This window comes from Paenibacillus sp. Marseille-Q7038, from assembly GCF_965111595.1.
Genome location: NZ_CBCOOM010000001.1, coordinates 530709 through 556754 on the forward strand (window position 1 = coordinate 530709; position 26046 = coordinate 556754).

Annotated in this window: 24 protein-coding genes, 1 riboswitch and 1 other annotated feature; of the genes, 19 read left to right on the forward strand and 5 right to left on the reverse strand. The window is 41.3% G+C overall.

Annotated features, from left to right (window positions below):
* Positions 1–98: 98 nt before the first annotated feature.
* The 4 genes from ACWPWY_RS02655 to ACWPWY_RS02670 all read left to right on the forward strand — a co-directional run bounded on the left by ACWPWY_RS02655 (position 99) and on the right by ACWPWY_RS02670 (position 3902).
* Entirely contained in the window at positions 99–998 is a 900-nt protein-coding gene (locus tag ACWPWY_RS02655) for a 5'-3' exonuclease (RefSeq protein WP_454190266.1), read from the forward strand.
* A gap of 226 nt (positions 999–1224) precedes the next feature.
* Positions 1225–1833, forward strand: coding sequence for an MOSC domain-containing protein (locus tag ACWPWY_RS02660; protein WP_454192772.1), 609 nt, complete (start codon positions 1225–1227; stop codon positions 1831–1833).
* Positions 1834–1855: 22 nt separating this feature from the next.
* Positions 1856–2737 carry an ROK family protein gene (locus tag ACWPWY_RS02665; RefSeq protein WP_454190267.1) on the forward strand — a complete coding sequence of 294 codons (882 nt, stop codon included), beginning with the start codon at positions 1856–1858 and terminating at the stop codon, positions 2735–2737.
* 160 nt (positions 2738–2897) lie between these two features.
* Complete coding sequence (locus tag ACWPWY_RS02670; RefSeq protein WP_454190268.1) at positions 2898–3902, forward strand: HRDC domain-containing protein; 1005 nt, start codon at positions 2898–2900, stop codon at positions 3900–3902.
* A 184-nt stretch (positions 3903–4086) separates the two neighbouring features.
* On the opposite strand, the gene corA is transcribed toward ACWPWY_RS02670, so the two are convergent.
* Positions 4087–5022 carry a magnesium/cobalt transporter CorA gene (gene corA, locus ACWPWY_RS02675; RefSeq protein ID WP_454190269.1) on the reverse strand — a complete coding sequence of 312 codons (936 nt, stop codon included), beginning with the start codon at positions 5020–5022 and terminating at the stop codon, positions 4087–4089.
* A gap of 430 nt (positions 5023–5452) precedes the next feature.
* A riboswitch (SAM riboswitch) is annotated at positions 5453–5583 on the forward strand.
* Positions 5584–5728: 145 nt separating this feature from the next.
* On the opposite strand from corA, the gene metA reads away from it, so the two are divergent.
* The 4 genes from metA to mqnC all read left to right on the forward strand — a co-directional run bounded on the left by metA (position 5729) and on the right by mqnC (position 10292).
* The gene (gene metA / locus ACWPWY_RS02680; RefSeq protein ID WP_454190270.1) at positions 5729–6688 is read left to right on the forward strand and encodes a homoserine O-acetyltransferase MetA; all 960 of its coding nucleotides are present in this window, start codon (positions 5729–5731) and stop codon (positions 6686–6688) included.
* Complete coding sequence (locus ACWPWY_RS02685; protein WP_454190272.1) at positions 6673–7857, forward strand: aminotransferase class I/II-fold pyridoxal phosphate-dependent enzyme; 1185 nt, start codon at positions 6673–6675, stop codon at positions 7855–7857. Before metA ends, ACWPWY_RS02685 begins: the two co-directional genes overlap by 16 nt.
* Entirely contained in the window at positions 7850–9022 is a 1173-nt protein-coding gene (locus tag ACWPWY_RS02690) for an aminotransferase class I/II-fold pyridoxal phosphate-dependent enzyme (protein ID WP_454190273.1), read from the forward strand. Before ACWPWY_RS02685 ends, ACWPWY_RS02690 begins: the two co-directional genes overlap by 8 nt.
* Positions 9023–9152: 130 nt before the next feature.
* A complete protein-coding gene (gene mqnC / locus ACWPWY_RS02695) occupies positions 9153–10292 on the forward strand; it encodes a cyclic dehypoxanthinyl futalosine synthase (RefSeq protein WP_454190274.1) in 1140 nt (379 codons plus the stop codon).
* 91 nt (positions 10293–10383) lie between these two features.
* Here mqnC and ACWPWY_RS02700 read toward each other — a convergent pair whose 3' ends face one another.
* The 4 genes from ACWPWY_RS02700 to ACWPWY_RS02715 form a co-directional block, all read right to left on the reverse strand.
* Entirely contained in the window at positions 10384–11265 is an 882-nt protein-coding gene (locus tag ACWPWY_RS02700) for a YitT family protein (protein WP_454190275.1), read from the reverse strand.
* Between the two features lie 36 nt (positions 11266–11301).
* Positions 11302–12549 (reverse strand): cation:proton antiporter, encoded by a 1248-nt coding sequence (locus ACWPWY_RS02705; RefSeq protein ID WP_454190276.1) that lies wholly within the window; start codon positions 12547–12549, stop codon positions 11302–11304.
* A 4-nt stretch (positions 12550–12553) separates the two neighbouring features.
* Positions 12554–13051, reverse strand: a complete 498-nt coding sequence (locus ACWPWY_RS02710; RefSeq protein WP_454190277.1) for a cation:proton antiporter regulatory subunit — start codon at positions 13049–13051, stop codon at positions 12554–12556.
* A gap of 84 nt (positions 13052–13135) precedes the next feature.
* Positions 13136–13507: a hypothetical protein gene (locus ACWPWY_RS02715; RefSeq protein ID WP_454190278.1), complete on the reverse strand. Its 372-nt coding sequence runs from the start codon at positions 13505–13507 to the stop codon at positions 13136–13138.
* A gap of 174 nt (positions 13508–13681) precedes the next feature.
* On the opposite strand from ACWPWY_RS02715, the gene ACWPWY_RS02720 reads away from it, so the two are divergent.
* The 11 genes from ACWPWY_RS02720 to ACWPWY_RS02770 all read left to right on the forward strand — a co-directional run bounded on the left by ACWPWY_RS02720 (position 13682) and on the right by ACWPWY_RS02770 (position 25963).
* Positions 13682–14617, forward strand: a complete 936-nt coding sequence (locus ACWPWY_RS02720) for a putative sporulation protein YtxC (RefSeq protein WP_454190279.1) — start codon at positions 13682–13684, stop codon at positions 14615–14617.
* Between the two features lie 9 nt (positions 14618–14626).
* Positions 14627–14895 (forward strand) — a binding site (T-box leader).
* Between the two features lie 79 nt (positions 14896–14974).
* Positions 14975–16912 (forward strand): threonine--tRNA ligase, encoded by a 1938-nt coding sequence (gene thrS / locus ACWPWY_RS02725; protein ID WP_454190280.1) that lies wholly within the window; start codon positions 14975–14977, stop codon positions 16910–16912.
* A gap of 79 nt (positions 16913–16991) precedes the next feature.
* Positions 16992–17564 (forward strand): 3D domain-containing protein, encoded by a 573-nt coding sequence (locus tag ACWPWY_RS02730; RefSeq protein WP_454190281.1) that lies wholly within the window; start codon positions 16992–16994, stop codon positions 17562–17564.
* A 158-nt stretch (positions 17565–17722) separates the two neighbouring features.
* Complete coding sequence (locus ACWPWY_RS02735) at positions 17723–17965, forward strand: hypothetical protein (protein WP_454190282.1); 243 nt, start codon at positions 17723–17725, stop codon at positions 17963–17965.
* 193 nt (positions 17966–18158) lie between these two features.
* The gene (liaF, locus tag ACWPWY_RS02740) at positions 18159–19085 is read left to right on the forward strand and encodes a cell wall-active antibiotics response protein LiaF (RefSeq protein ID WP_454190283.1); all 927 of its coding nucleotides are present in this window, start codon (positions 18159–18161) and stop codon (positions 19083–19085) included.
* Between the two features lie 4 nt (positions 19086–19089).
* A complete protein-coding gene (locus ACWPWY_RS02745) occupies positions 19090–20115 on the forward strand; it encodes a sensor histidine kinase (RefSeq protein WP_454190284.1) in 1026 nt (341 codons plus the stop codon).
* A gap of 63 nt (positions 20116–20178) precedes the next feature.
* Complete coding sequence (locus ACWPWY_RS02750; protein WP_454192773.1) at positions 20179–20814, forward strand: response regulator; 636 nt, start codon at positions 20179–20181, stop codon at positions 20812–20814.
* A 143-nt stretch (positions 20815–20957) separates the two neighbouring features.
* Positions 20958–22595 carry a S1C family serine protease gene (locus ACWPWY_RS02755; protein ID WP_454190285.1) on the forward strand — a complete coding sequence of 546 codons (1638 nt, stop codon included), beginning with the start codon at positions 20958–20960 and terminating at the stop codon, positions 22593–22595.
* Positions 22596–22802: 207 nt separating this feature from the next.
* On the forward strand, positions 22803–23492 hold the full coding sequence (locus ACWPWY_RS02760) for a response regulator transcription factor (protein WP_454192774.1): 690 nt from the start codon (positions 22803–22805) through the stop codon (positions 23490–23492).
* A 1-nt stretch (position 23493) separates the two neighbouring features.
* Positions 23494–24978 carry a sensor histidine kinase gene (locus tag ACWPWY_RS02765; RefSeq protein ID WP_454190286.1) on the forward strand — a complete coding sequence of 495 codons (1485 nt, stop codon included), beginning with the start codon at positions 23494–23496 and terminating at the stop codon, positions 24976–24978.
* Positions 24979–25018: 40 nt separating this feature from the next.
* Positions 25019–25963: a 4-hydroxy-3-methylbut-2-enyl diphosphate reductase gene (locus tag ACWPWY_RS02770; RefSeq protein ID WP_454190287.1), complete on the forward strand. Its 945-nt coding sequence runs from the start codon at positions 25019–25021 to the stop codon at positions 25961–25963.
* Positions 25964–26046: the final 83 nt, after the last annotated feature.

Genomic DNA, 26046 nt, shown 5'->3' on the forward strand with positions numbered 1-26046 from the left:
ATGGTTTCCATTGTTTTATCCCCAAACCTAGTGCAGCCTGTGCTATAATACAGGTATTATAAATATAGGTATGGAATAGAACAGGAGCGTTATCATAAGTGAGTAATGAAACAAAAGAACAACAATCGGTATTGATCGTCGACGGTATGGCCGTCCTATTTCGCGCATATTTTGCCACAGCTGCAGGTGGATATATCCGTCGTACTAAGGATGGACTGGCCACGAATGCAGTTTATGGTTTTATTCGTTATTTTTGGGATGCAGTTCAGACTTTTAACCCGACACATGTAGTATGTTGCTGGGATTTAGGTGGCGGAACTTTCCGAGGCGAGCATTATGCGGCATATAAGGGAAATCGTCCGGAAGCGCCGGAAGATTTAATCCCTCAGTTTACAATGATTAAAGAAGTAATGGAAAGTCTCGGAATTCCAAACATTAGTGCTCCAGGTTATGAAGCTGACGATTGTATTGGTACATTAAGTCGATTATACAGCGAAGAACTTGATATGAATGTGATGATTCTGTCTGGGGATCATGATCTTCTTCAGCTTGTGAACGATCGTACTAGTGTGATTATAATGAAAAAAGGACATGGTAATTATAAAGTATATACTCCGGATTCCTTATATGAGGAGAAGGGGCTGCGTCCTCGTCAAATCATTGATATGAAGGGTCTTATGGGTGATGCAAGTGATAATTATCCAGGCGTTCAGGGGATAGGCGAAAAAACAGCGATGAAGCTTGTTCAAGAGTATGAATCCATCGAAGGGATTCTTGAACATCTGGATGAGCTTAGTCCTTCTATTCGTAAGAAGATTGAGAATGACATGGACATGTTACATCTATCTCGCAAACTGGCTGAGATCCATTTGGAAGTTCCCGTTGCTTGTTCTCTTGAAAGTTGTGTACTAAGTTTAGATCATCATCAGGTCATCGCGAAATTCGAAGAACTTGAAATGAAAAGTTTGTGCTCACTAATCGGAGTTGCAATTAGTTAAAGATAGAATAAAAGATACGGAAGATTACTTTCCGTATCTTTTTTTGTGTATTTAGGCATTGACCTAAAACCGATTTCGGGGGATTATTAAATAAAGCCGGATGCTAACCTTATACAGCGAAGATAGAACTTCTTGGTATCCAGAAATAGTGGAGGCGTTACCATTGAATGATATTCAGTCCATTTCATATCAGATCATATCTCTAAACATTGGAACCAAGAAACGGATGAAAAGCGGCAGACAAGAATTTTATTCGGCCATCGATAAACATCCTGTTTCAGATCGTATATACCTATCAAAAACAGGGTTTGCCCGTGATGAACAGGCTGATCTGGTACACCACGGAGGTGTAGATAAGGCAGTGTGTGTATTCGACTATCTTGCCTATCCTTCCTACGAAGTTTTTTTAGGTCAAAACTTGCTGCCAGGCGCGTTTGGCGAAAATATTACTGTATCGGGTTGCAGTGAGCAGGACACATATATCGGTGATATATGGAAGCTTGGAGAAGCAACAGTTCAAGTGAGTCAGCCGCGTGAACCTTGTTTTAAACTAGGTGTAAAACACAACGTTAAGGAGCTTCCTTTGAAGTTTCAAACTACTGGGATTACTGGGTACTATTTTCGAGTGCTTGAAGAAGGATATGTATCAGCTGAGAGTGAACTTGTTCTGTATTCGCGAGCAGCTAACAGTGTAAGTATATTGGAAGCAAACTACATTATGCATCAGAATAAAGAAGATCTTCATGCGATACATAAACTTCTTTCGGTGGATTCTCTATCAGCGAGCTGGAAATCGACACTGACAAAAAGAATGGAAAAGCGAAAACTCAACTAGAATGATACGAGAGGGTGTTAATGTGCGAGTATTAGGTGCTATTGAAGCGGGTGGAACAAAGTTTGTATGCGGGATCGGTAATGAACAGGGTGAAATTTTCGAACGAGTTAGTTTTCCAACGACAACCCCTGAAGAAACCATGGCCCAAGTTATTGCTTTTTTTGAAGGTAAGAAATTTGATGCACTTGGTGTAGGCTCCTTTGGGCCAATCGATCCGATTAAGAACAGTCCTACATATGGGTCTATTACAACAACACCGAAACCGTTTTGGGGCGGGTATGACATGATTGGCAAGCTAAAAGAACATTTTGATGTACCAATGAATTTTGATACGGATGTTAATGGAGCTGCACTTGGTGAGTATACTTGGGGTGCTGCAAAGGGATTAGACAGCTGTATTTACATCACTGTCGGTACGGGAATCGGAGCAGGAGCCGTTGTTGGAGGACAGTTGGTTCATGGGCTATCTCATCCAGAAATGGGACATATCCGTGTTAGACGTCATTTGGATGATACGTTTGAAGGATTCTGTCCATTTCATGGGGATTGTCTGGAAGGGATTGCAGCTGGGCCTGCGATACTTAAACGCTGGGGGAAACCTGGCGCGGAACTACCAGCCGATCATCCTGCTTGGGAGATGGAAGCTTATTATTTGGCACAAGCTTTGGTCAATTATGTACTTATTCTTTCACCGCAAAAAATTATTATGGGCGGCGGTGTAATGAAGCAGGAGCAATTATTCCCTGAGATTAGACATCAGTTGAAGTCACTCTTAGGTGGATATGTTCAACATTCGAGTATTATCGAGCATATTGATGAGTATGTAGTATATCCGGAACTTGGAGACAATGCGGGTATATGCGGTTCACTCGCTCTTGCAAAGCTGGCATTAGAAGAACAATAAATTTAATATTGAAATTATAACCATTTATGGTATAGTGTTTGATAACAGAACAGCGCGGAGTTACATGAGGAAGCACCTCTCTCACATGAATATGTGAGAGAGGTGCTTTTTTGCGTGTTACTTTTGTACTGCCTGATTTTGAGAGGAGGCTGGCATGGTAATGAAAATTGTATTTATGAATCAATTATCTGTGACATCAGAGCAAAACGGGGCAAAGTATGCACAATTATGGATAGGGGAAGAAGAAGACTTGTGGCAGCTTGGCTGGAGTAGTATGAATATGGACGAAGAACAGGGGGATATCTGGTATGAAGGAGATTCTTGGAATGAGATGATGCATATCTATCGTTTTCAGCTTGCAATCAAGATGAGTGAAGGCTACCGACCGCTTATTGAGGGCATCTTTCATGAAACCGAAGAGGCGAAACAGCGAAATCAACATACCCAGAAACTGCAATGTTATAGCGAACTTTATGGTCGGGAAGAATTATATCAAGCTTTATGTGTATGGCGAAGACAAAAAGCATCAGCTGAGCGCAAGGCGCCTTATTTTATTGCAAGTAATCGATTGCTTCGGATGATTAGTACCTATGTACCTCATACCTTAGAAGAATTGCGAGAATTACCTGGTGTAGGCGAGAATAAGTTGGCTGAATATGGCCAGGAGTTGCTTGAAATCACCACACAAGAAACGAGAGAGCATGGTTTTCCACTACATTGGGTAGCTACCGTGCTTACGGAAGAGGAATATGAGTCATGGAATTATAGACAAAAAGAGCAGAAGTATAAACAGGAACTGGAGAAATTCAATTTAAAAAAATCAGTCTTAACAGCGATAGCAAGTGGACAATCTCTTGATGACATCAGTGCAATTACGGGTTTGAACCGTAGAGAACTAGTTGATTTTCTGGAGGAACTTGAAAAGAGTGGTTATGATACAGAGATGCTGATCGCGAAAGAACTGACATGGATGACGGATGATGAGCAGGAGCTGATCTGGAATGCTTATGACGAGCTTGGGACAAGCTTTTTAAAACCAATATTACTTCGAGTATATGGTGAAGATCCTGCAGGAGCAGGACCACTAGATCAATTGTATGAGCGGCTGCGTATGGTTCGTATTCGTTACCGAAGACAGACCGAAACGAGCAAACAGGTTGGATAAAAGGAGGAAGGTTACTCTACATAACTTCCGTATGTAACTCATGTTTATGATGTGAAAGAGCAAGGACGATACAACATAAAAAGGTTCCTCCACATTAATGAAGGAACCTTTTTATATATGATATTTACATGAAGATTTAATGAAGAAAGGGAAGGAATCACATTCACAAGAAAACTCAAAATTTCTAAATCCAATCTTTTTTACGGAAAATAAGGTACATCGTGATCCCTAGCGCTGCGATAATCCCAATGACTATAAAATATGAATATTGATAATCTAGCTCAGGCATATTCTTGAAATTCATTCCATAAATCCCGGTAATCAGTGTCAGTGGCATAAATACAGTTGTTATGGCCGTAAATACACGCATGATTTCATTGGCCCGGTTGGAAATACTGGACTGATAAGCTTCTCGTAAGTTACCCATCAAATCTCGATACGTATCAAATGTTTCTGATATTTTTACTGCATTCTCATAGATATCACTAAAGTATTTTTGCAATTGATCATCAATGAGACGCAGATCCTTTTTATTGAGTGTATTAATGACTTCTTTTTGAGGACCGAGCCCCTTTTTGAGCCATAAAATCTCACTTCGCAAACCTATAATTTCATTTAGATGACTTTTCTTAGTATGCATTAAAATATCTTCTTCCAGCTTTTCAATTCTTGCTTCAAGCCGGTCACCTACAGTGAAATAATTATCCACAATGGAATCAATGAGCAGATATAAGAAACGATCCGGTGAATTTACTTCCTGTTCCCAGAGGATCGGTTTCAGTGTTCGCAGTTCATTTACTTTCTGCTTCGTTACCGTAATAATATAATGTCTTCCTAAGAAAACGTTCACCGCACGTAAAAATATTTCCTCGTCATCAAAACGTATACTATTTACAACGATAAAATAATGACTTTCATAGATTTCGAGCTTCGGACGCTGTTCCTCATCACTCAAACAGTCTTCTACAGCAAGATCATGCATGTGGAATAAAGGTTGAAGAACCGCAAGATCGTCTACATCCGCATCAATCCAATAAAATCCTTCTTCAGGCGGAGTCAGTGTATCTTCAATATGATCAAGCGAAGTAAAAACTCCTTGGTTAACATATCTAATTTTCATTTGAACCACTCCTTAAGTAAACTCCCGGAATTTAAGCGGGACAAGCTGAATAACTAAGGAATGTGAACATCAGTGCCGACAAGGGTACGAAAAGGGCAGACATCAGGAATTACGCGTCCCGTTAGCCGGCAAGCTGATGGTACATCCTATGCTGTTATTATCATTCGGCTGCCAGTCAGGCCTCGGGTCGCCGTCCATTTTTGTCACCCCATTATGTTGAATTTGACACTGATTCTTAGTATAACGTGCTATATTTCAGCAATCAAGATAAATGTTTATGGCATATCTTATGTCCGGATTTTCATAGAGGTGACTTGTTTCCAAAGAATCGTTATAAATCCAGTTCTTGACGGATTCATACCTCATGCTATAGAGTAATGGTAACAATTAGTGAATTATTTTCATTTTAAAAAAAATTAAATACAGCGAAATCTTATCAAGAGTGGCGGAGGGACTGGCCCTTAGAAACCACAGCAACCGGCGAGCAATCGCACGGTGCTAATTCTTGCTATTCATGTTTTATGCCGGATGTGGCTTAAAACAAGAATTGAGAGATGAGAGAGGAGCATTACCGTATACGGATGGACGGCCTTTCTCAAGTGTATTGAGATAGGTCGTTTTTGTTTATCTTCCGTGGGAATAAGTTTGCTTCCTTAATAACCTCTCACTCCATTATCCAACAAAATGTTTTTAAGGAGGAATACCCTTGCCCATTAAAATCCCTGATACTTTACCAGCTAAAGAAATTCTCGCAGGTGAGAATATTTTTGTGATGGATGAGACACATGCTTTCAAACAGGACATTCGCCCTTTACGTATCGGTATTCTTAATTTGATGCCTACGAAAGAGACGACGGAGACCCAGTTACTCCGGCTCATTGGCAATACGCCCCTTCAAGTGGATGTGATTCTAATTCATCCGAAATCACATGTTTCGAAGAATACATCTCAAGAATATCTCGATATGTTTTATAAAACGTTTGATGAAGTGAAAGATCTGCGCTTTGATGGACTGATCATCACGGGGGCCCCGGTAGAACAGATGGAATTTGAAGAAGTGACGTATTGGGAAGAGATCCAGCAGATTTTCAACTGGTCCAAAACGAATGTGACTTCAACCATGCATATCTGTTGGGCTTCACAAGCAGGGCTTTATCACCATTTTAATGTACCCAAAGTGGCACTTCCTGAAAAATGTTTCGGCGTGTTTCCACACACGTTAGAGAAATCACATGTAAAACTCCTTCGAGGATTTGATGAGTTATTCCTTGCACCGCATTCCCGTCATACCGAAGTACGCCGAGAAGATATAGAGAAAGTGGCTGGACTTGATATTTTATCAGAGTCTGAAGAAGCCGGAGTATATATTGTGGCAAGTGAGGATGGCAAACAGATTTTTGTGACAGGGCATTCCGAATATGATTCGTTATCCTTAAAGTGGGAATATGATCGAGATAAGGCGAGAGGATTAGATGTTAAATTGCCTAATAATTATTTCCCGAATGATGATCCTAGCAAAACACCGTTGTCCAGCTGGAGAGCACATGCAAATTTATTGTTCTCCAATTGGCTTAACTATTATGTTTACCAAGCAACGCCCTATGACCTTGAAACACAAAACCAGTCTATATCTAAGGGGGACAATACGTTATGGAAAACAAGCTGAGATTAGAAAGTAAGTTGGCACAAATAGGATCAGTGAAAGAACCTGTAACTGGAGCGGTGAACTTTCCGATCTATCAATCGACTGCATTTAGACATCCTGAACTGGGAAAAAGCACGGGATTTGATTACATACGTACGACAAACCCAACTCGAAAAGTGCTGGAAGAAGCTGCAGCTGAACTGGAGTCAGGGGATGCAGGTTTTGCCTGCAGCTCTGGTATGGCAGCGATCATGACGATCTTCGCTAAGTTTGGGCAAGGCGATCATTTGATCATTTCACTTGATCTATATGGGGGAACATATCGTCTTGTGGAGCGAATCCTTGCTAAAAACGGAATTACAGCAAGTTATGTAGATACGAACGATTTAGATGCACTCGATAAGGTACGCCAGGATAATACAAAAGCGATTTTCATCGAAACTCCAACGAATCCGCTGATGATGATAACGGATATTGAAAAAGTCTGTACATGGGCTAGAAAATACGAAATTTTATCTATTGTAGATAATACACTGCTTACTCCTTTCTTCCAGCGGCCGCTTGAACTTGGAGCAGATATTGTTATGCACAGTGCTACCAAATATTTGGGGGGACATAACGATGTGCTAGCGGGTCTTATTGTAACGAAAGGAAAAGAAATTTCCGAAGAGATCGCTTTTCTCCATAACTCGATTGGGGCTGTGTTATCTCCGAGCGATAGTTACCAATTAATGCGGGGAATGAAGACGCTTGCGCTTCGTATGGAACGCCATGAACTGAATGCAACGAAGGTAGCAGAGTTTTTGTTGTCACATGAGCTGATTACAGATGTATATTACCCTGCCTTGCCGGACCACCCGTCTTATGAAGTCCAAAAACGACAGTCCAGTGGAAATACAGGCATCTTGTCTTTTAAAGTGAAAGACGCTCGTTATGTGGAGCCGATCCTAAGACATATCAAACTGATTGCCTTTGCAGAAAGTTTGGGCGGGGTAGAGTCACTGATGACGTACCCTGTAGTGCAGACCCATGCGGATATACCAGTAGAGATTCGTAATGCAGTAGGACTTGATGATCGTCTGCTGCGGTTCTCTGTTGGAATTGAACATATTGATGATATTATTCAGGACTTAGATGCTGCATTTCACGAGGCAGCTTTAGAGCTGGAAGGAAGTGTTGTTCGTGGCTAACAAAAAGGAAGATCAGCAAAACGACTATAAATTCGATACAAAACTGCTGCATTTTGGCGCAGAGATTGATGAGACAACCGGCGCATCCAGTGTACCCATATATCAAGCTTCTACCTTCCACCATCATGATATTTTTTCGCCGCCTACCCACGATTACAGCCGTTCAGGCAATCCAACGCGGCAGGCGCTTGAAGACTATATCGCGCTTCTAGAGGGAGGAGTACGTGGTTTTGCTTATTCTTCGGGGATGGCTGCGATTTCAAGTTCTCTCATGATTCTGTCTGCGGGTGATCATATTATCGCCACAGAAGATGTATACGGCGGAACATATCGTTTGCTAAGCAGCATTCTTACTCGGATGAATATTGAGACTACGTTCGTAGATATGACGGATCTAGAAAAAGTAAAAGCCGCCTATCGTCCAAATACGAAAGCAGTATATATGGAAACACCCTCAAATCCGACCCTGCGTATTACAGATGTAGCGGGCATTACCGGATGGGCAAAGGAAAAAGGGCTTCTGACGCTGCTTGATAATACGTTCATGACACCTTACTACCAAAAGCCAATTGAGCAGGGAGTGGATATCGTACTTCATAGTGCAACCAAATTCCTTGGTGGACACAGCGATGTACTTGCAGGGCTTGCTGTAGCAAGAACAGAAGCGATTGGCGCGCAGCTGAAGCAGCTTCAAAACGGACTTGGCACGGTACTTGGCGCCCAAGAGTCCTGGCTATTGATGAGAGGAATGAAGACGCTTGGTGCTCGTATGGCTCATTCAGAGATCAGTGCGACGAAACTTGCAGCTTGGCTTATGAGCCGCTCTGACATTCCTTCTGTATATTATCCAGGTCTACTTCATCATCCAGGAAGAGAAGTGCATGAGAAACAGTCTACGGGATACGGTGCAATTGTATCATTTGATGTAGGTTCAGGAGATCGAGCGAAAGCTGTCCTGAATAAAGTTCGTTTACCTCTTGTTGCCGTAAGTCTGGGTTCAGTGGAGAGTATCCTGTCCTATCCTGCAATGATGTCTCATGCAGCGATGCCGAAAGACTTTAGATTAGAGCGAGGCATAACGGATGGTTTACTTCGTTTTTCCGTTGGACTTGAAGATATAGATGATTTAATTGCCGATTTAGATCAGGCATTATCTAACACATAGCCCAAAATTTTTCTTGTCATAAGAAGCATGCTAACATTAGGTGCTTCTTTTCACATGTATCCTATGTTACGATATATAAGACAATATTTGATATTATTGTTACATTTCTAACGATAAGGGAGGCTGCCGTATGAGTGCGGTGAACCATATCTTAAATAAAGCGTTGAACGGAGAACGTCTGAATGTAGAAGACGCTATTGCTTTGTTTGAATCTGATGAAGTTGAAAAAATCGGTGAAGCAGCTAATGTAATTATGAAGCGGATGCATCCCGAACCAATCACCACTTTTGTTATTGGCAGAAATATTAACTACACGAATGTGTGTGATGTATACTGTCGTTTCTGTGCCTTCTATCGTAGACCAGGCTCTGATGAAGGTTATGTACTGCCGGATGAACTCATTTTCCAAAAGATCAAGGAAACGGAAGAAGTAGGCGGAACTGAAATTCTGATGCAGGGTGGTACAAATCCGAATTTACCATTCAGCTACTACACGGATTTGCTTCGTGGTATTAAGGAACGGTTCCCTAATATTACGATGCATTCTTTCTCACCAGCTGAGATTATGAAAATGAAAGAAGTATCAGACGGACTTTCTCTAGAAGAGGTGGTGCGTCAAATTCATGAAGCCGGACTTGATTCGCTTCCAGGTGGGGGCGCTGAAATCCTCGATGACCGGACTCGCCGCAAAATCAGTCGTCAAAAAGGCTCATGGCGTGACTGGATGGACGTGATGCAAACCGCGCACCGAATTGGTATGAACACAACAGCTACGATGGTTATTGGTTTTGGTGAAACGATGGAAGAGAGAGCTTTACATTTACAACGTGTGCGTGATGCTCAAGATGAATGTATTCAGAACGGATATGATTCGGAAGGATTCCTTGCGTTTATTCCATGGACTTTCCAGCCAGACAACACAAACCTCAAAAAAGAGCGTCAAACACCAGAAGCTTATCTAAAAACGGTAGCAATTAGTCGTTTGTTCCTGGATAATATTAAGAATATTCAGTCTTCTTGGGTAACGATGGGGCCTGAGGTAGGTAAACTTTCGCTTAGATATGGATGTAATGATTTCGGCAGTACGATGATTGAAGAGAATGTAGTATCTGCTGCGGGGGCAACCCATAAAGTCAATATTCATTCTATTCTGGATCTGATTCGTGAAACAGGTAATGTTCCTGCTCAGCGAAATACAAAATACGAAATTCTTCGTGTTTTTGATGAATCTGATAATGCGGTTGTGAATGATTTTGTTATGCAGAACTAATTTTCCTTATATAAAATAAAGCGTACAAGCATAGCAGCTATGCTTGATGTGAATAGGAAAAACCCTTGGACTTTAAAGTCCAAGGGTTTTTTTATAATCGATTCATATCCCTATCGAATAGAATGCTAGCATGTGGATCGATAGAACGAACGATATATTTGATTCGGCGAGATTCAAATAGATGTATTTTGTAATATAGTACAGGTAGTGTTTCCCATGGCTCGGAGCCATGGGTTGTCTCTTCTAGTCTGTCTTCAGATGCTTCGGGATCACGGTGTAACCGAGTCTTAATGGAATGTTCAATCCGCTCTTTCTCGGCACTTACAATACATATCTTACGATTAAAGGTATATCCTCTTAAAGAAAAGTGAACACCTTCAAAAGCAATCAGATAGGCGACAATGGAATACATCGCTTGCTGTGTACCGAATGTAATTCCGGCCGTGGTAAGCACGACCAAATTCACAACCATAATGACTCGTTCTAATCGATATTTTGATCGATTATTATTGGTGTGATCCATCGGCCGGATCGCTAGTGTATCCAGCGTACCACCTTCATATAAAACCATCCCAATTCCTATTCCGAGGAATAAGCCACCGCAAGCCGCAGCAAGCAGTGGATGTTCAATCAGAGCAGGAAAGGAATGAAGCATGAGAGAGCTAAGTGATAGAACCACTAACCCAAGAACCGTTAGTAGTGCATATTGCCTCTGGACTCTTCGGTAAGAAAGAAGTATAAAGGGCAAGTTAAACAGAAATAAGAAAAGTCCTAATCGCATCTCGGTTTGATAGGCGAACATGGCTGAAATTCCTGTGACACCGCCGATGATTAATTGATTCGGATGTAAAAATAACTCAAGCCCAATAGAAGCAAGAATTCCCCCAAGAATAACAAATAGCAATTTCTTTATCCATATTCGGTAAGATAGTTTGGCTGATGAGGAAAGAACGGAGTGTGGAGATTGATTCATCTTTGTTTCTCCTTTTCCTACATATTTGCGAACCCTTTATTCATTATCTATAGGTTTTTCTTTTAACACTTTAGGATTTGGTTTTTTCTTGTTATCTTCGAATTTGAATATTTTATTAATTCCACGGTAGATATGTTTTGATTCTTTCGTCAGCAGAGGTCCTAAGATCGCCAGAATTAAAACGTATATAGCAGCAAAAGGCTGGATAATCATCATCAGTCCGCCCGCTTGAGCCATGTTAGCGAGAATGATAGAAAATTCACCACGGGATACGATGGTAAGACCGATATTAGAAGAAGCTTTCGTTGAAAGACCCGCAGTTCGTCCCGCAAGCATACCGGCTACGAAGTTACCAATTAGAGTAACAACCACCGCAATTAGAGCCAACCAAACGGCTTCTCCACCAAGTGACAAAGGATCAATAGATAATCCGAAGCTGAAGAAGAAGATGGCACCAAAGAAATCTTTAAATGGCAATATCAAATGTTCGATGCGCTTCGCGTGAGTTGTTTCTGCAAGAACCAGTCCCACGAGAAGGGCACCGATCGCTTCAGCAACGTGAATCGTTTCAGAGAATCCTGCAATGAGGAACAATGAACCGAAAATAACGAGGCCAAACAATTCATTATTACGAATATTAAGCAACTTATTGAGCAGAGGAACCAGTTTGCGTCCTACAATGATGACGACAAGCATATAACCAAGTGCAATGAGAGCACTTAAAATGACACCGCCGACTGAAGAGGAATCACTGAGAACAAGTCCTGAAAGAATCGAAATATATACCGCAAGGAATACATCTTCAAACATTATAATTCCAAGAATCATTTCCGTTTCAGGATTAGCGGTTCTCTTCAGATCAACTAGCACTTTCGCTACAATGGCACTAGACGAAATTGTGGTAATCCCCGCAATAATGAGTACTTCTGCAATCGGAAAGCCTGACATAAATCCTAGCAAAAGTCCCAGGGTAAAGTTAATGCCTAAATATATACTTCCACCAACTACAATCGATTTACCTGATTTAATCAATCGTCCGACTGAGAATTCGAGTCCTAGATAGAAGAGCAGGAAGAGCACACCTATACGACCAAGGAATGAAATAAAAGGCTCGCTCTCAATAAATCGAAAATCGAGATGCCATATCTGTGCGGCATGCGGTCCTACTGCCATACCAATCAAAATATAGAAAGGGATGACAGAAAAACGCAGTTTTGAGGAAATCAGTCCGGCTGCCGCGATGAGTGCAATTGCCAAACCGACTTCAAGTACTAAATGATCCATCGGTTCACCAACTTCCATCCTTTAAGATTTGTTTTAATTTTTGTTGCTGATGTCTTTCTCCGACCGCGACTACTGTTGAGTCAGCTGTAATCTGGACATCAGGACCAGGACTTACATGTTTGTTTTTGTTATTTTTATCGACTACGGCAATAATGGTTGCTCCTGAGTTCTGCCGAATATCTAGTTCACCTATAGATTTGCCAACACAACTGTAATTCGCATCAATTTTATACCATTCGATAATAAGATCATCGAGCGTCATTTCCATACGCTCTAGTTGTTTTGGTTTGTAAGTCATCCCACCCACGATAGCGGCAAGCTGTCTTGCTTCGTAGTCTTCAAGCGTAATCATTGAAATACTTTGTTCTGGGTCATTATATTCAAAGTGATACATTTCACGTCTTCCGTCGTCATGAATCACGATAATTACTTTATCACCACTGCTTGTTGTCGCTTGAAATTTACGTCCGATTCCAGGCAGGTCTGTTTCACGAATTTCCATATAGATTAAATCCCCCTAAAGTTTGTTTATAGCCATGAATTGATTTCATAGCAGAGTACATAAAGTTTTTACAATTCGTTTTCTCTATGCACTTACAAACGTGGAGGTAAACTTAACGGGTTTAAGATAAAGCCGGCGCTTTATATTGTCATAAAACACCTTGAAAGGCGGCTCGATCATCGGAACCCGAAAGATCATCAGAATGGACAGTATCGTAAAGAGGTATTGCAAAGGGTTGACGGCAGTTAACTTCTGGGGCGACATCGATTTTCGGATCATTGCTTTAGGGTGATTATTCCCCGAGAATTCCAATGGTTCCATGGTTGATTCGTCAACAACTAAAATAGAATGTGACCCTGCAGTCGTTTTACCGAGGATGGGGATTTGATAGGAAAAAATCACAAATAAACATAGAAAAATCAGTAAGAAACGCTGAATCCAATTCTCTTTTTTCATCCCATCCCCCTCTCTGCAAGATACTGTTACTAAAATAATAACACAAATTTGTTCGGACTCCAAATTCGTTTTTCTTCTTACTATCCTGAGAATACATGACATTCTTTCCATTAAGCCGCTTCGTATATCCCCTTCGACCGGACCATATAATAATTAGAGAAGGGAGTGGGTCTTGTGGAATTGTTCGCGGTATGGACAGAAGTAAACAGCCAATCAGCAGAAGATTGTTTTTATCGATTCATCAAAAATAAAACAAAAGGTCTACATATAAGCAAACAAGGCTTTCGATTTTCTTTTCGGCAATATGGGGGCAAGGCAGCATGGATATGTAAAGGAACGGAAAGTCACCCCGGCTTTAAGGAAGGCTTACCTCGGATGTATCAGATTATGGCTGCAGGCATAGCTGATTACATACTTGATCAAAAAGAAGAAGAGCAGCTCGACCAGATCCTGAAGCGTGAATGTGTAAATATGGATGCTGAGGAACTTTCACGGGTCAAATTAATATGTGAACCTTTGCTGAGATCAAGATTCGAGACCGAGCAGGGGACGAGAGAACGAAGGCATGCCAAGCTAACAGAAGGGCTTATACAGGGGATGAAAGAAATACCTGTAATTCATCTTGATGGTGTACTACGATTTCGGATGCAGAGTTATAAGAACGAACTTCATGAAATCGTGGAATATGCATTAGATGAATTTTATATGGATCGGCAGTATGAGGAGTTTATGAGTCTTTTGAAATATTTTGTTTATTTTCAAGAAACGAAGGTGCCTCTTGTACATGTCGTGCATAAAGATCAACACGAATTTGTGTTATATGATGAGTACATGCGGCCTCTGGTTTTGCCTCCAGATGAAAGTGTTATTATGGAGATGCCAGGTATAGAACTTGAAATGGAAGTCGAAGATATGATTATTAGCAGGCTGATCTCTATTTCTCCTAAGAAAATGAAACTGCATACGCAGACTCAAGATTTTCCGGTCATTCGATCCATTACACAGATTTTTGAAGATCGAGTGGAGATTTGCCATAACTGCAGATATTGCTGTTCGATGAAAGAAACGGGGCTGCTGACGCTTGACGAAGAGGAATCTTTAGAATTATAATAACTGGTATTAAAAGCAATGACAAAGACATGAGCCGTAGAAAATGGGCCGTACAGAGAGAAGAAACTTGGCTGTAATTTCTTCCGGATACCAACTGCGACTTACCCCTTTGTAGCTGTGGTTTAGAACGCTTGCATTTATGCAGACAAGTAAGAACCGCCGGATTCATGCCCGTTATCTTGCATGCTTCAATGAGGGTTGTCCTGTTATGTGCACTTGCGCATGATAAGAGACAACTGAATTAGGGTGGAACCACGAGTATAACACTCGTCCCTTTGCCGGGACGGGTGTTTTTTGCGTCTGCAATAAACATAGCATCGTTCCCCGGCATCCAAAAGGATAAAGGAGGAAATAACAATGTCAGTAAGTATTAAATTACCAGATGGTTCTGTTCGCGAATATGAGAACGGAGCTAGTATCCTTGATGTAGCTGCTTCGATTAGCAGTGGACTCAAAAAAAATGCACTTGCAGGTAAAATGGATGGGATTGTTGTCGATCTTTCCACTCCGCTTCGTGAAGGGGCACTTGTTGAAATTGTAACTTATGATTCACCTGAAGGACTTGAAGTGCTTCGCCATAGTACTGCACATTTGCTGGCACAAGCCGTAAAACGCCTGTTTGGCAACAAAGAAGTCTTTTTGGGTGTAGGTCCGGTGATTGAAGACGGATTCTATTATGATATGGATCTTGAACATGCACTGAATCCGGAAGATCTGCAAAAGATCGAGAAAGAAATGGAACGCATCGTTAATGAGAACCTTCCTATCGTACGTAAAGAAGTGAGCAGAGAAGAAGCGATTCGAATTTTTGAAGAAGTTCAAGACCCTTATAAACTGGAGCTCATTCGTGATTTGCCAGAAGACAGCATCATTTCCATCTATGAACAAGGTGAATTCTTCGACCTTTGCCGTGGACCGCATGTTCCATCAACTGGAAAAATTAAAGTGTTTAAGCTGATGAACGTAGCCGGCGCATACTGGCGCGGAGACAGCAAGAATAAAATGCTTCAACGGGTATACGGAACTGCATTTGCGAAAAAGGCACAACTGGATGAACATCTTCATTACTTGGAAGAAGCTAAAAAACGGGATCACCGTAAGCTGGGTAAAGAACTGAACATGTTTACTTTCTCTCAGCTGGTCGGCCAAGGGCTTCCTATTTGGCTTCCCAATGGAGCAAAACTTCGTCGTACCCTGGAACGCTATATTGTAGACCTTGAAGAAAGTTTGGGTTACAAACATGTGTACACTCCTGTTCTAGGGAATGTAGAATTGTATAAAACTTCTGGACATTTAGAGCACTATGAAGAAGATATGTTCCCAAGAATGGTGCTTGATAATGAAGAACTTGTGCTACGTCCAATGAACTGTCCTCACCACATGATGGTATATAAAAGTGAAATGCACAGCTACCGTGATTTGCCGGTTCGTATTGCTGAGCTTGGAATGCAGCACCGTTATGAAATGTCAGGAGCACTGACTGGTTTACACCGGGTTCGTGCAATGACTCTAAATGATTCTCATATTTTCTGCCGTCCGGATCAGATCAAAGAAGAGTTTGCTCGTGTCATTGAGCTGATTATGATTGCTTATAAAGACTTTGGTATTCACGATTACCGCTTCCGTCTATCCTATCGCGATCCTCAGGATACTGAGAAATACTTCCCGAATGATGAGATGTGGGAAATGTCGCAGCGCATGTTGAAGGAAGTAGTGGAAAGTCTGGATATGCCGTTCTATGAGGCTGAAGGAGAAGCTGCTTTCTATGGTCCGAAGCTTGATGTTCAGGTAAAAACGGCACTAGGCAAAGAAGAAACATTGTCGACTGTTCAGCTCGACTTCTTGCTTCCAGAGCGTTTTGAACTGGAGTATGTAGGAGACGATGGACAGAAACACCGTCCAGTTGTTATCCACCGCGGTATTTTGGGAACTATGGAGCGTTTCACTGCATTCTTGCTTGAGAATTATGCAGGTAATTTGCCACTGTGGCTTTCTCCAGTTCAAGCAAAAGTGATCCCTGTATCGGTTCATTTTGAGAAATATGCTCGTGAAGTGGAAGCGAAGCTTAGACGCGCGGGAATTACGGTAGAAGCGGATCTGCGTAATGAGAAACTTGGCTATAAGATCCGTGAAGCTCAGCTTGAGAAAATTCCTTATATGTTCATCATTGGGGAAAATGAAATGAATGACGGCAGTGTCTCTATCCGTAAACGTGGTGAAGGTGATTTAGGAGCTAAACCTTTAGATGAAGTTGTACAAATGTTACAAGAAGAAATTCGTACGCACCAAGTCTAAAAGTAGTTAGATAGGCTCGGATGAATAGATTGTGTGTTTTATGGGGACCCTCTGCTAGAGAAAGGGAGGAATTAAACCTATGATACACCCTATGATTCGGCGATGTTCTTCAGCTGTTTTGCTGATGCTGCTGATTTGTTTTTCAAGTAATGACTTAGCCGTTGCCGTGAATCTACAACGAAGTGAGCCGGATGAGGCAAAAGAAGTGCTCGCTCCGCCAACGGAACAGGTGGTCGGGACAGTAAATGTGACGGCGACAGGTTATACTGCGGGATATGAATCAACAGGAAAAGGTCCGAATCATCCACTATATGGCATCACTTATTCTGGTGTAAAAGTACACCGGAATAAACAAGGGGTTTCGACCATTGCCGCAGACCCTTCCATATTCCCACTCGGAACGGTACTTTATATACCTGGGTACGGGTATGGAATTGTAGCTGATACAGGATCTGCTATTAAGGGCTCCAAGATAGATCTGTATTTTCCAACGATTAAGGCGGTATACAGTGAGTGGGGCAAAAAAGATGTGCAGGTTCAAGTGATCAAGCTAGGAAAAGGGAAATGTACGGAACAGATGTTAGAGCAACTTGGAGATGCCATAATGGTCAATCAGAGCATTCCAGATGCCTTGCTGAATGAAGAAATATAATTATCAAAGAGCTTGCCTGGGTAGTAACCTACCCAGGCAAGCTCTTTTCTTTTTTTTGAATAAGAAACAGCTAATCCTCACATAATACGGACTGAGGTAAGCAATACCTCAGGTCAAGCAAGTGACCTACACTTGCAGGAGAGGGAGGTGAATCTGACATGAAAAAAGTGAATTCTCAAGGTACGCAAAGTTCTCAAGGTTTTCAAACTCCGAATGAGAAATACGATGCTGAGTTTGGTCAAGAAACGAACTCTGCAGCTGAGAAAGTAAAACAATCTTCAGCTGCTAAAGTACAAGATAACTACCAAACTCCGGATGAAAAGTATGACGCTGAGTTTGGAGTAGAGAACACAGGAATTAAACAACAAAACCAACAAGGTCAACAAGGCCAACAAAAATAATGTAAGATAAATAAACAGACCCTGAAGAATATTCTTCAGGGTCTGTTTATTTATCTCTTTAGTTTTCAACTCAGTCTCAAGACCGAGTTCGATTTCATTCCTGCGCCGCTCTTCTTATCGCGCTATCTAGTTTACAATAAGTACATAATTAGTAAAACTAAAGAAATATGAAAAAAGAGAGGATGTACGAAATATGGCAAACCGTTTAATTGGAGCTGTACTGCTCATCGGAATAGGTATATTGGTGTTTTATCACGTATTAAACGGGGGGGACTTTAGTCTTGGCTACCTCTTCTCCACATTTTGGCCCGTCATTTTTTTGTATCTTGGATTTAGTTCCTTTAAAGAAAAAAATTATATTGGCGGTCTCATCTTGTTGGTTCTTGGCGCACAATTCCTAAATAATAATTTAGGGTATTTTTCTTTCTCTTTTGGAGACCTTTTCCGGTACGCAGTACCTGTAGCTTTGATCGGGGGCGGTCTTTACGTACTCTTAAGCCCGAGAAGAAGGGATCGTAAACATGATCAGAGAACAAAAGAAGAGGGAGAATATAAGGTACCTCCTGCACCACCGGTTGAACCAAGCCCGCTTTACTCCGATTTAGATCAACAGTTTGAGCAAAAGTTTGGATCAAGCGTGAAAGACGAAGATAACAAGAAGTATGAACAAGACAGAGAGAACAATCATTACGGAAAACATAATCATAATCATTATCGTAAAAATACGGATTTTCATGATGCGAAAATAAATAAATCGACTTTCATAGGTGATATTCGTCTGGGAGATGATTATTACGAACTGAAACCAACCAATATATCTCAGTTTATTGGAGATACCGTAATTGATTTAACGAAAGCACAAATTCCATATGGAGAGACACGAATTCATATCTCTAGCTTTATAGGGGACATAAAAGTCTTTGCTCCAAAGGATATGGAGATTGGGATTATGGTGAATTCCAACTCGTTTATCGGTGATATGGATGTTCTCAGCAATTCAAAACATGGTTTTATGGGCAATGCGGTCGCAGAAACTCCCGGTTATAGAGAAGCGGGAAAGAAAGTGCGTATTATTATTAGCGTTTTTATCGGCGACGTTAAAGTGAATTCGGTAGGTTAACACGATGAAAATGATATTTCGAACGGTTAAATGGGAGCTATTGTTATTTTTCTTAATGAATAGTGTAGTTACAGTAGGAATACTCTATAGCGCTTTTCGAACGGGGCATTTAGGATCAATGATGCCTCAGACCTGGCTTTACTATCTGGCGCTTATTGTGGCTACAACTCTGATTATTGGTTATATTGCTGGACTGCGCGTCCAGCGAAAAATAGATGTGCTGAATTTAAATATGCTGCAAGTAACGAAAGGGAATCTTTCTACTCGAATTGATGCGGATGAGGATGCTTCTTTTTCGGGAATATTCCCACAATTCAATGCAATGATGAATGCAATTGAGGAACGGATGAAATGGGTACAAAGACTGGGAGAACAAGAGGTAATAGAGAAGGAAAAAGCGGCAGAAGCAGCGGTACTGGAAGAGCGGAGAAGAATGGCTCGAGATCTACATGATACCGTAAGTCAGCAATTATTCGCCATGCATATGTCTGCTTCTGCTCTTCCATCTTTACTTAAACAGCATCATGAACAAGGAAATGTAGTACTTGAACAACTGATTATAATGTCACAAACCGCTCAAAAGCAGATGAGAGCGCTTATTGCTCAGCTAAGACCTGTAGAACTGGAGAACCGAAGTCTCGAAGAAGCCCTTGATGCTTGGTTTCCGGATTATTGCAGACAAAATGGACTAAAGGGAGTAAAAGAACAAGAGTTTATTGGGGAGATTTCTGAAGCTATCGAACACCAAATGTTTCTTATTATCCAAGAAGCAATGGCTAATATTGTGAAGCATGCAGGAGCAAGTCTTGTTAGTCTGTCGATACGAGAAGAAGAAAGGCAAATTGTGTTCAGTGTTAGTGATAATGGCAAAGGTTTTCGTCCGGAGGAAGCGGGAAGGCAAGGTTCATACGGGCTTACGACAATGAAAGAGCGAGCTGAGAAATTAGGAGGAAATGTAGAGATTATTGCACATCCGGGAGCCGGAACAACGATAAGAGTGCATATACCTAAGTTTAAGGCTGATTCATAAAGGAACTGTCAGGCGTAGATATGAAAGGGGAGATCTCAATTGGAACTAGAAAAAACGAAAATTATGATTGTGGACGATCATGATATGGTCAGAATGGGACTAAAAACATACATAAGTTTGGATCCTTCTTTTGAAGTGGTATCGGAAGGGAAAGATGGACAACATGCCTTACATACGTTACAGACCTCTGCTCCCGAACAATTACCCGAACTGATTCTTATGGATTTAATGATGCCTGTAATGAATGGTGTGGAAGCGACAAGAGCCATACTATCTAAATACCCAGACATGAAGATCATTATATTAACCAGTTTTCTGGAGGATCATTTGGTACTGGAAGCGATTGAATCGGGAGCAGTCAGTTATGTGCTTAAAACGATTTCAGCTGAGGAACTTGTTTATGCACTGCAGGGAGCAAAACGCGGGATGCCTGTAATGACCAATGATATCTCTCAAGCGCTTACGCGAGGGCTCAGACAAAAAACCGTTCGAGAAGACGACTCGGGGATGACGGAAAGGGAGCGAGAAGTTCTGTTACTCATTGCCGAAGGGAAAAGTAATAAGGATATATCAGAAGAATTACATATCAGCATCAAAACCGTCAAAACTCATGTAAGTAATCTGTTAATGAAATGTGAGATGGATGACCGGACACAGCTGGCAATCTATGCCCACCGTAAAGGCTGGGCGAATACATAATAAGATTTGTTTTTTATTTCAACAATTTTACATGTTTTATCTCCTTTTTAATTGTTTTTAATGTGTATTTAAGGTTTAAAGTACAAAATAAAGACAGTTAAACAATATCCCTTGGAAGCAAGGGGTTTAGGAGGATAAATAAAATGAGCGAGAATAACAATAATCGTTATAACCGTGAAGAGGATGAACGTGAATATAATAGAAGCGGCGAGCAACGTTCTCCTGAGAACAGCGGTGAATCTTACTACTACTCATATGGACCATTTCAATCTATTAACTCCGATGGGAAAGAACAAAGTTCGAATAATGTAAATGAGGTAGAAGTAACGCCACCAGATCCAATTAAACCGGTTCCGACGATGCTCGAACGGAATTCCAATGGTTTTGCTCGGTCCGGTCATACAAGTACGAATGCAGGAACAGGACAGAGTGAAGGCAATGGAAACGGCGGAAATCGCAACTGGAAGTATAACCAAAAACCGAAATCCAACTTTAAGACAGGGGTTACTTCTTTTTTTGCAGGCATGATTGTTGTATCACTGCTAATGTTCACCGCAGACCGTATGAACCTGTTTACTCCGGACACTGCATTATCGAATAATGAAACAGCGCAAAGTTCTACTTCTGATGACAATAGCGGATCAACAAACACAGGTAATTCTGGTGTAACCACTTCACTTCCCGTGGGATCTACAGACATTTCGAGCGTGGTAAGTAAAGTGAGTCCTGCTGTTGTGAAAATTGAAACTTTGTCTAAATCAAGTTCCAACAGTTCAAGAAACAATTCTTATTACAATGACCCTCTTTATCAATACTTCTTTGGTGGTAATGGCACGAATGGAAGTAGTAATAATAACAATAACAGCAATAATGGTTCTTCTGATCAACTTGTACCGCTTGGTATTGGTTCAGGATTTGTTTTTGAAAAAGAAGGCTACATTCTTACGAATGAGCATGTGATCTCTGGCGCAGACGTCATTCAAGTTACGCTTGAAGATAATACAAAACCTTATGAAGCAACGCTTTTAGGTAGCAGCAAAGATCTAGACCTTGCCGTTCTGAAAATTGAAGGTGACAACGATTTCCCAGTAGCAACCCTAGGTGACTCTGATAGTACAAAAGTAGGTGACTGGCTGGTAGCGATCGGAAACCCAGAAGGGTTTGAACATACGGTTACAGCAGGTGTGCTAAGTGCGAAAGATCGTACGATTACGATTAATGATGAAGATACGGGTGAAGCTAATGAATATAACAATTTGCTTCAAACCGACGCTTCCATTAACCCAGGTAACTCCGGGGGACCTTTGCTTAACCTAAACGGCGAAGTCATTGGTATGAATGTGGCGGTAAGTGCGGATGCACAAGGAATTGGATTTGCGATCCCATCTTCTGTTATTCAGGAAGTAGTAGAAAAACTGAAAAATAATGAAGAAATTCCGAAAGAACCAGAACCATTCATTGGTGCATCTCTGATGAACTTGACTCCAGAAGTGGCAAAACAAATGGGAACAGACCTCACAGAGGGTTCCGTAGTGACCAATTTAATTTATCAATCCCCAGCGTATACTGCAGACCTTCGTCCATACGATATTATTACCGGCATTAACGGTACGAAATATGCAACTGCGCAAGATTTGATTGAACAAATTCAAACGAAAAAAGTGGGCGATGTCATTACACTCAATGTAAATCGTGATGGAAAAGATATTGAAGTCAAAGTAACCATCGGCAACAAAAATGATTTCAACACGGAGAGCAGTTCACAAAGCGTGCAGCCTTAATTCGAGTAGCAGATTTATGGACTGCAACACAGAAGCGAAGGGAATCAGCCCCTTCGCTTTTTGCTGCTAGAATGGGTGCATGCTTGTACGTTGACTGATACAATATAAGTAAAAAGTGAATCAATTTCATAATACCTTTAGTTGCTTTATCAGGAGTATATGAGTATGGAATTGATTCAAGTGTATAGAGAAAAAGGAGATGCTGGGGTGCGTTCAACAATATTGGTTATTGATGATGACGAAAAAATTATTTCTATGCTAAGAAGAGGTTTGGCGTTTGAAGGTTACGATGTATTAACTGCAGCAAATGGAGCGGAAGGGCTTCAAAAGATGCTGGAGGCCGATCCTGATGTTGTTGTTCTTGATGTTATGATGCCAAAAGTGGATGGATTCGAAGTATGTAGAAGGGTTCGCGAAGGAGGAAGCAATGTCCCGATCCTAATGCTGACCGCAAAAGACGAGATTGAACAACGAGTCAAGGGGTTGGATCTTGGGGCAGACGACTATTTAGTGAAGCCATTTGCGCTTGAAGAATTGCTTGCACGTGTACGAGCTTTACTTCGCCGTAAATCAGAGACAAATGGGGAGAGCAGTAATCGGCTCAGTTTTGAAGACATCTTGCTCGATTATGATTCACGCGAAGTACATCGTTCTGGAGTAAGACTGGATCTTACCGCGAAAGAATTTGAACTCCTGTACCTATTTATGCAAAACCCGAGACGTGTGTTATCAAGAGACTTGATTATGGACAAAATATGGGGATTCGATTATAGCGGAGAATCGAATGTACTTGAGGTTTATATCGCTATGTTGCGTCAAAAAACAGAAGAACATGGAGGAAAACGTGTAATTCAGACCATTCGCGGTGCAGGTTACATTTTGAGAGGAGACTCCTAGTATGTCCATCCGGTTACGGCTAACTTTATGGTATTCAGGCTTGCTTGCCGCCGTACTGCTGCTTTTTGGGTCCATCATATATGCACTTGTGTATCATTATGCTTACCAGGATGTCGAAAATGAAATTTTGAGACAAACCAGAAGTCTTAGCAAGAAGATGGCCGTTGTGGTTGTACCCAACTCAGATTTTACGGAAGAGCTTAATTTGTTGTTACCGGAAGAGGCGAATCAACTCGCAGATCTGCAAATTTATGTCCAGTTATATAATTATGAGAATAATAAAGTGGTGACTTCAAAAAACCTGAATAATTTCAATTTTGAAGTGCCTGCAACCATAAATGAGGCTATGGAAAATGAGGGATGGAAACGGATGCTTGTGGATAAGACTCCTTTCCTTGTCTATCAATTCCCATTCACTTATACGATTCAAGGAACGACAGAACAGGTTAGCGGTCTACTGCAGGTAGGTTCGATTACGGCATCAGAAGATAAATTAATGGATCGTTTGCTTTTTATTCTGGTGTATGTATCCATTATTACGATTATGCTCGCCATGAGTGTAGGACTGTTTTTAGCTCGGAAGTCGATGCGGCCGCTTGTTCATATTATTAATGCAGCCAATGGTATTCAATCCGGGAATGACCTAAGTGTGCGGATTGAGTACGATGGACCAGAAGATGAAATAGGTAAACTTATAGGAACAGTAAATAAGATGCTTGCTCGTACGGAAGGGTTCTTCAAAGAACTTGAAGATGCTTATGCTGCGCAAAGACGCTTTGTTTCCGATGCCTCTCACGAGCTGAGAACGCCGCTTACCACCATTCGTGGAAACACCGATTTCCTGAAGAAGCTATGGGATCCGGAAACAGATGGCAGTAAACAAATGAGTGAGGAGATGAGAAAAGAAATTACCTTAGAAGCCATTGATGACATCTCAGATGAAGGAAAACGAATGAGCCGTCTTGTGAATGATATGTTATCCCTAGCGAGAGCTGATACTGGTCAGACGATTGATCTTCATCCTATTCCATTATCTATCCTCGTGAAGGAAGTGGCGCGTCGGGCGCACCATCTCGAACGGACGGCGGATTGGAATTATGGTGATTTGGAAGTGCTGAATGGTGTATATGTGCTTGGAAATAAAGACTATTTACAGCAAATGTTATTTATCTTTATTGAAAATGCCTTTAAATATACACCAGAAGGCAGCGTAACCCTGGATGCGATCCTTTATAATGGTCAAGTGGGCCTTAAGATCAGTGATACGGGTATAGGGATGGATAAAGATGAGGTCCCTTATATTTTTGATCGTTTTTATAGAGCCGATGAGTCCCGCGGGGTTACAAAAGGAACAGGGCTTGGTCTTTCGATTGCCAAATGGATCATTGAGGAACATGGCGGTTCTGTAGAAGTTGTGACAAAGCTAAATGAGGGTACGACTTTTATTATATGGCTTCCTTTGGTGTTGGCTCCCCCTCTCGAATAAGGTATACTAAGACTACGTTTAGAAGAAAGCAGGTGGCAACATGGAAGTACTACGAATTTCACCACGAGGATATTGTTATGGTGTGGTAGACGCTATGGTGCTAGCGCGACAAGCAGCAAGCAACTTGGATCTACCAAGACCAATTTATATATTGGGTATGATTGTGCACAACAGTCATGTAACGAACTCTTTTGAAGATGAAGGTATTATTACACTTGATGGGCCAAACCGTCTTGAAATATTGGAACAGGTAGACAAAGGTACTATCATTTTCACTGCACACGGTGTTTCTCCTGAAGTGCGTAAGATTGCGCGGGAAAAAGGGCTGACTACGGTTGATGCTACTTGTCCTGATGTAACCAAAACGCATGACCTTATCAGAGAGAAATCAGATGAAGGTTATCAGATCATTTATATCGGAAAAAAAGGGCATCCTGAACCAGAAGGAGCTATCGGTATTGCACCACATTCGGTACATCTCATTGAGAGAGAAGAAGAGATTGAGGATCTCGATATCCCGAAAGGGAAGATCATTATTACCAATCAGACTACGATGAGTCAGTGGGATATTAAAAACATTATGAAAAAGTTACTCACAAAGTTCCCAGGAGCGGAAGTTCATAATGAAATCTGTCTGGCTACTCAGGTGCGTCAAGAGGCAGTTGCTGAACAAGCAGGTCAAGCTGACCTTGTTATTGTGGTAGGTGATCCTCGTAGTAACAACTCCAATCGTCTTGCACAGGTATCTGAAGAGATTGCTGGAGTGACAGCTTACCGGATTTCCGATGTTACTGAAATCAAACAGGAATGGCTCAAAGGCGTCAATAAGGTAGCTGTTACTTCGGGTGCTTCGACACCTACACCGATTACTAAAGAAGTCATTAATTATCTGGAACAATACGATGCAAATGATCCTGAGACATGGGAGATTCAGCGTACAGTGAATATGAAAAAGCTGCTTCCTCCAGTGAAAATGAAATCGTAATTTATTTTATATAGTGAAGAAGACCTGGTGAATGGAACCGGGTCTTCTTCTTTTTTTTAGGAAACGTAAGAAAATAAGCAGAT

What these genes read in the sequence shown, in the direction of transcription:
- ACWPWY_RS02730 (WP_454190281.1), top strand. Translation starts at nt 16,992, where the DNA reads ATGATACACCCTATGATTCGGCGATGTTCTTCAGCTGTTTTGCTGATG.
- ACWPWY_RS02705 (WP_454190276.1), bottom strand. Translation starts at nt 12,549, where the DNA reads ATGGATCATTTAGTACTTGAAGTCGGTTTGGCAATTGCACTCATCGCG.
- ACWPWY_RS02670 (WP_454190268.1), top strand. Translation starts at nt 2,898, where the DNA reads ATGAAAATTGTATTTATGAATCAATTATCTGTGACATCAGAGCAAAAC.
- ACWPWY_RS02685 (WP_454190272.1), top strand. Translation starts at nt 6,673, where the DNA reads ATGGAAAACAAGCTGAGATTAGAAAGTAAGTTGGCACAAATAGGATCA.
- ACWPWY_RS02765 (WP_454190286.1), top strand. Translation starts at nt 23,494, where the DNA reads ATGTCCATCCGGTTACGGCTAACTTTATGGTATTCAGGCTTGCTTGCC.
- liaF (WP_454190283.1), top strand. Translation starts at nt 18,159, where the DNA reads ATGGCAAACCGTTTAATTGGAGCTGTACTGCTCATCGGAATAGGTATA.
- corA (WP_454190269.1), bottom strand. Translation starts at nt 5,022, where the DNA reads ATGAAAATTAGATATGTTAACCAAGGAGTTTTTACTTCGCTTGATCAT.
- ACWPWY_RS02770 (WP_454190287.1), top strand. Translation starts at nt 25,019, where the DNA reads ATGGAAGTACTACGAATTTCACCACGAGGATATTGTTATGGTGTGGTA.
- ACWPWY_RS02735 (WP_454190282.1), top strand. Translation starts at nt 17,723, where the DNA reads ATGAAAAAAGTGAATTCTCAAGGTACGCAAAGTTCTCAAGGTTTTCAA.
- ACWPWY_RS02700 (WP_454190275.1), bottom strand. Translation starts at nt 11,265, where the DNA reads ATGAATCAATCTCCACACTCCGTTCTTTCCTCATCAGCCAAACTATCT.
- mqnC (WP_454190274.1), top strand. Translation starts at nt 9,153, where the DNA reads ATGAGTGCGGTGAACCATATCTTAAATAAAGCGTTGAACGGAGAACGT.
- thrS (WP_454190280.1), top strand. Translation starts at nt 14,975, where the DNA reads ATGTCAGTAAGTATTAAATTACCAGATGGTTCTGTTCGCGAATATGAG.
- ACWPWY_RS02750 (WP_454192773.1), top strand. Translation starts at nt 20,179, where the DNA reads ATGATTGTGGACGATCATGATATGGTCAGAATGGGACTAAAAACATAC.
- ACWPWY_RS02710 (WP_454190277.1), bottom strand. Translation starts at nt 13,051, where the DNA reads ATGGAAATTCGTGAAACAGACCTGCCTGGAATCGGACGTAAATTTCAA.
- ACWPWY_RS02660 (WP_454192772.1), top strand. Translation starts at nt 1,225, where the DNA reads ATGAAAAGCGGCAGACAAGAATTTTATTCGGCCATCGATAAACATCCT.
- ACWPWY_RS02745 (WP_454190284.1), top strand. Translation starts at nt 19,090, where the DNA reads ATGAAAATGATATTTCGAACGGTTAAATGGGAGCTATTGTTATTTTTC.
- ACWPWY_RS02755 (WP_454190285.1), top strand. Translation starts at nt 20,958, where the DNA reads ATGAGCGAGAATAACAATAATCGTTATAACCGTGAAGAGGATGAACGT.
- ACWPWY_RS02715 (WP_454190278.1), bottom strand. Translation starts at nt 13,507, where the DNA reads ATGAAAAAAGAGAATTGGATTCAGCGTTTCTTACTGATTTTTCTATGT.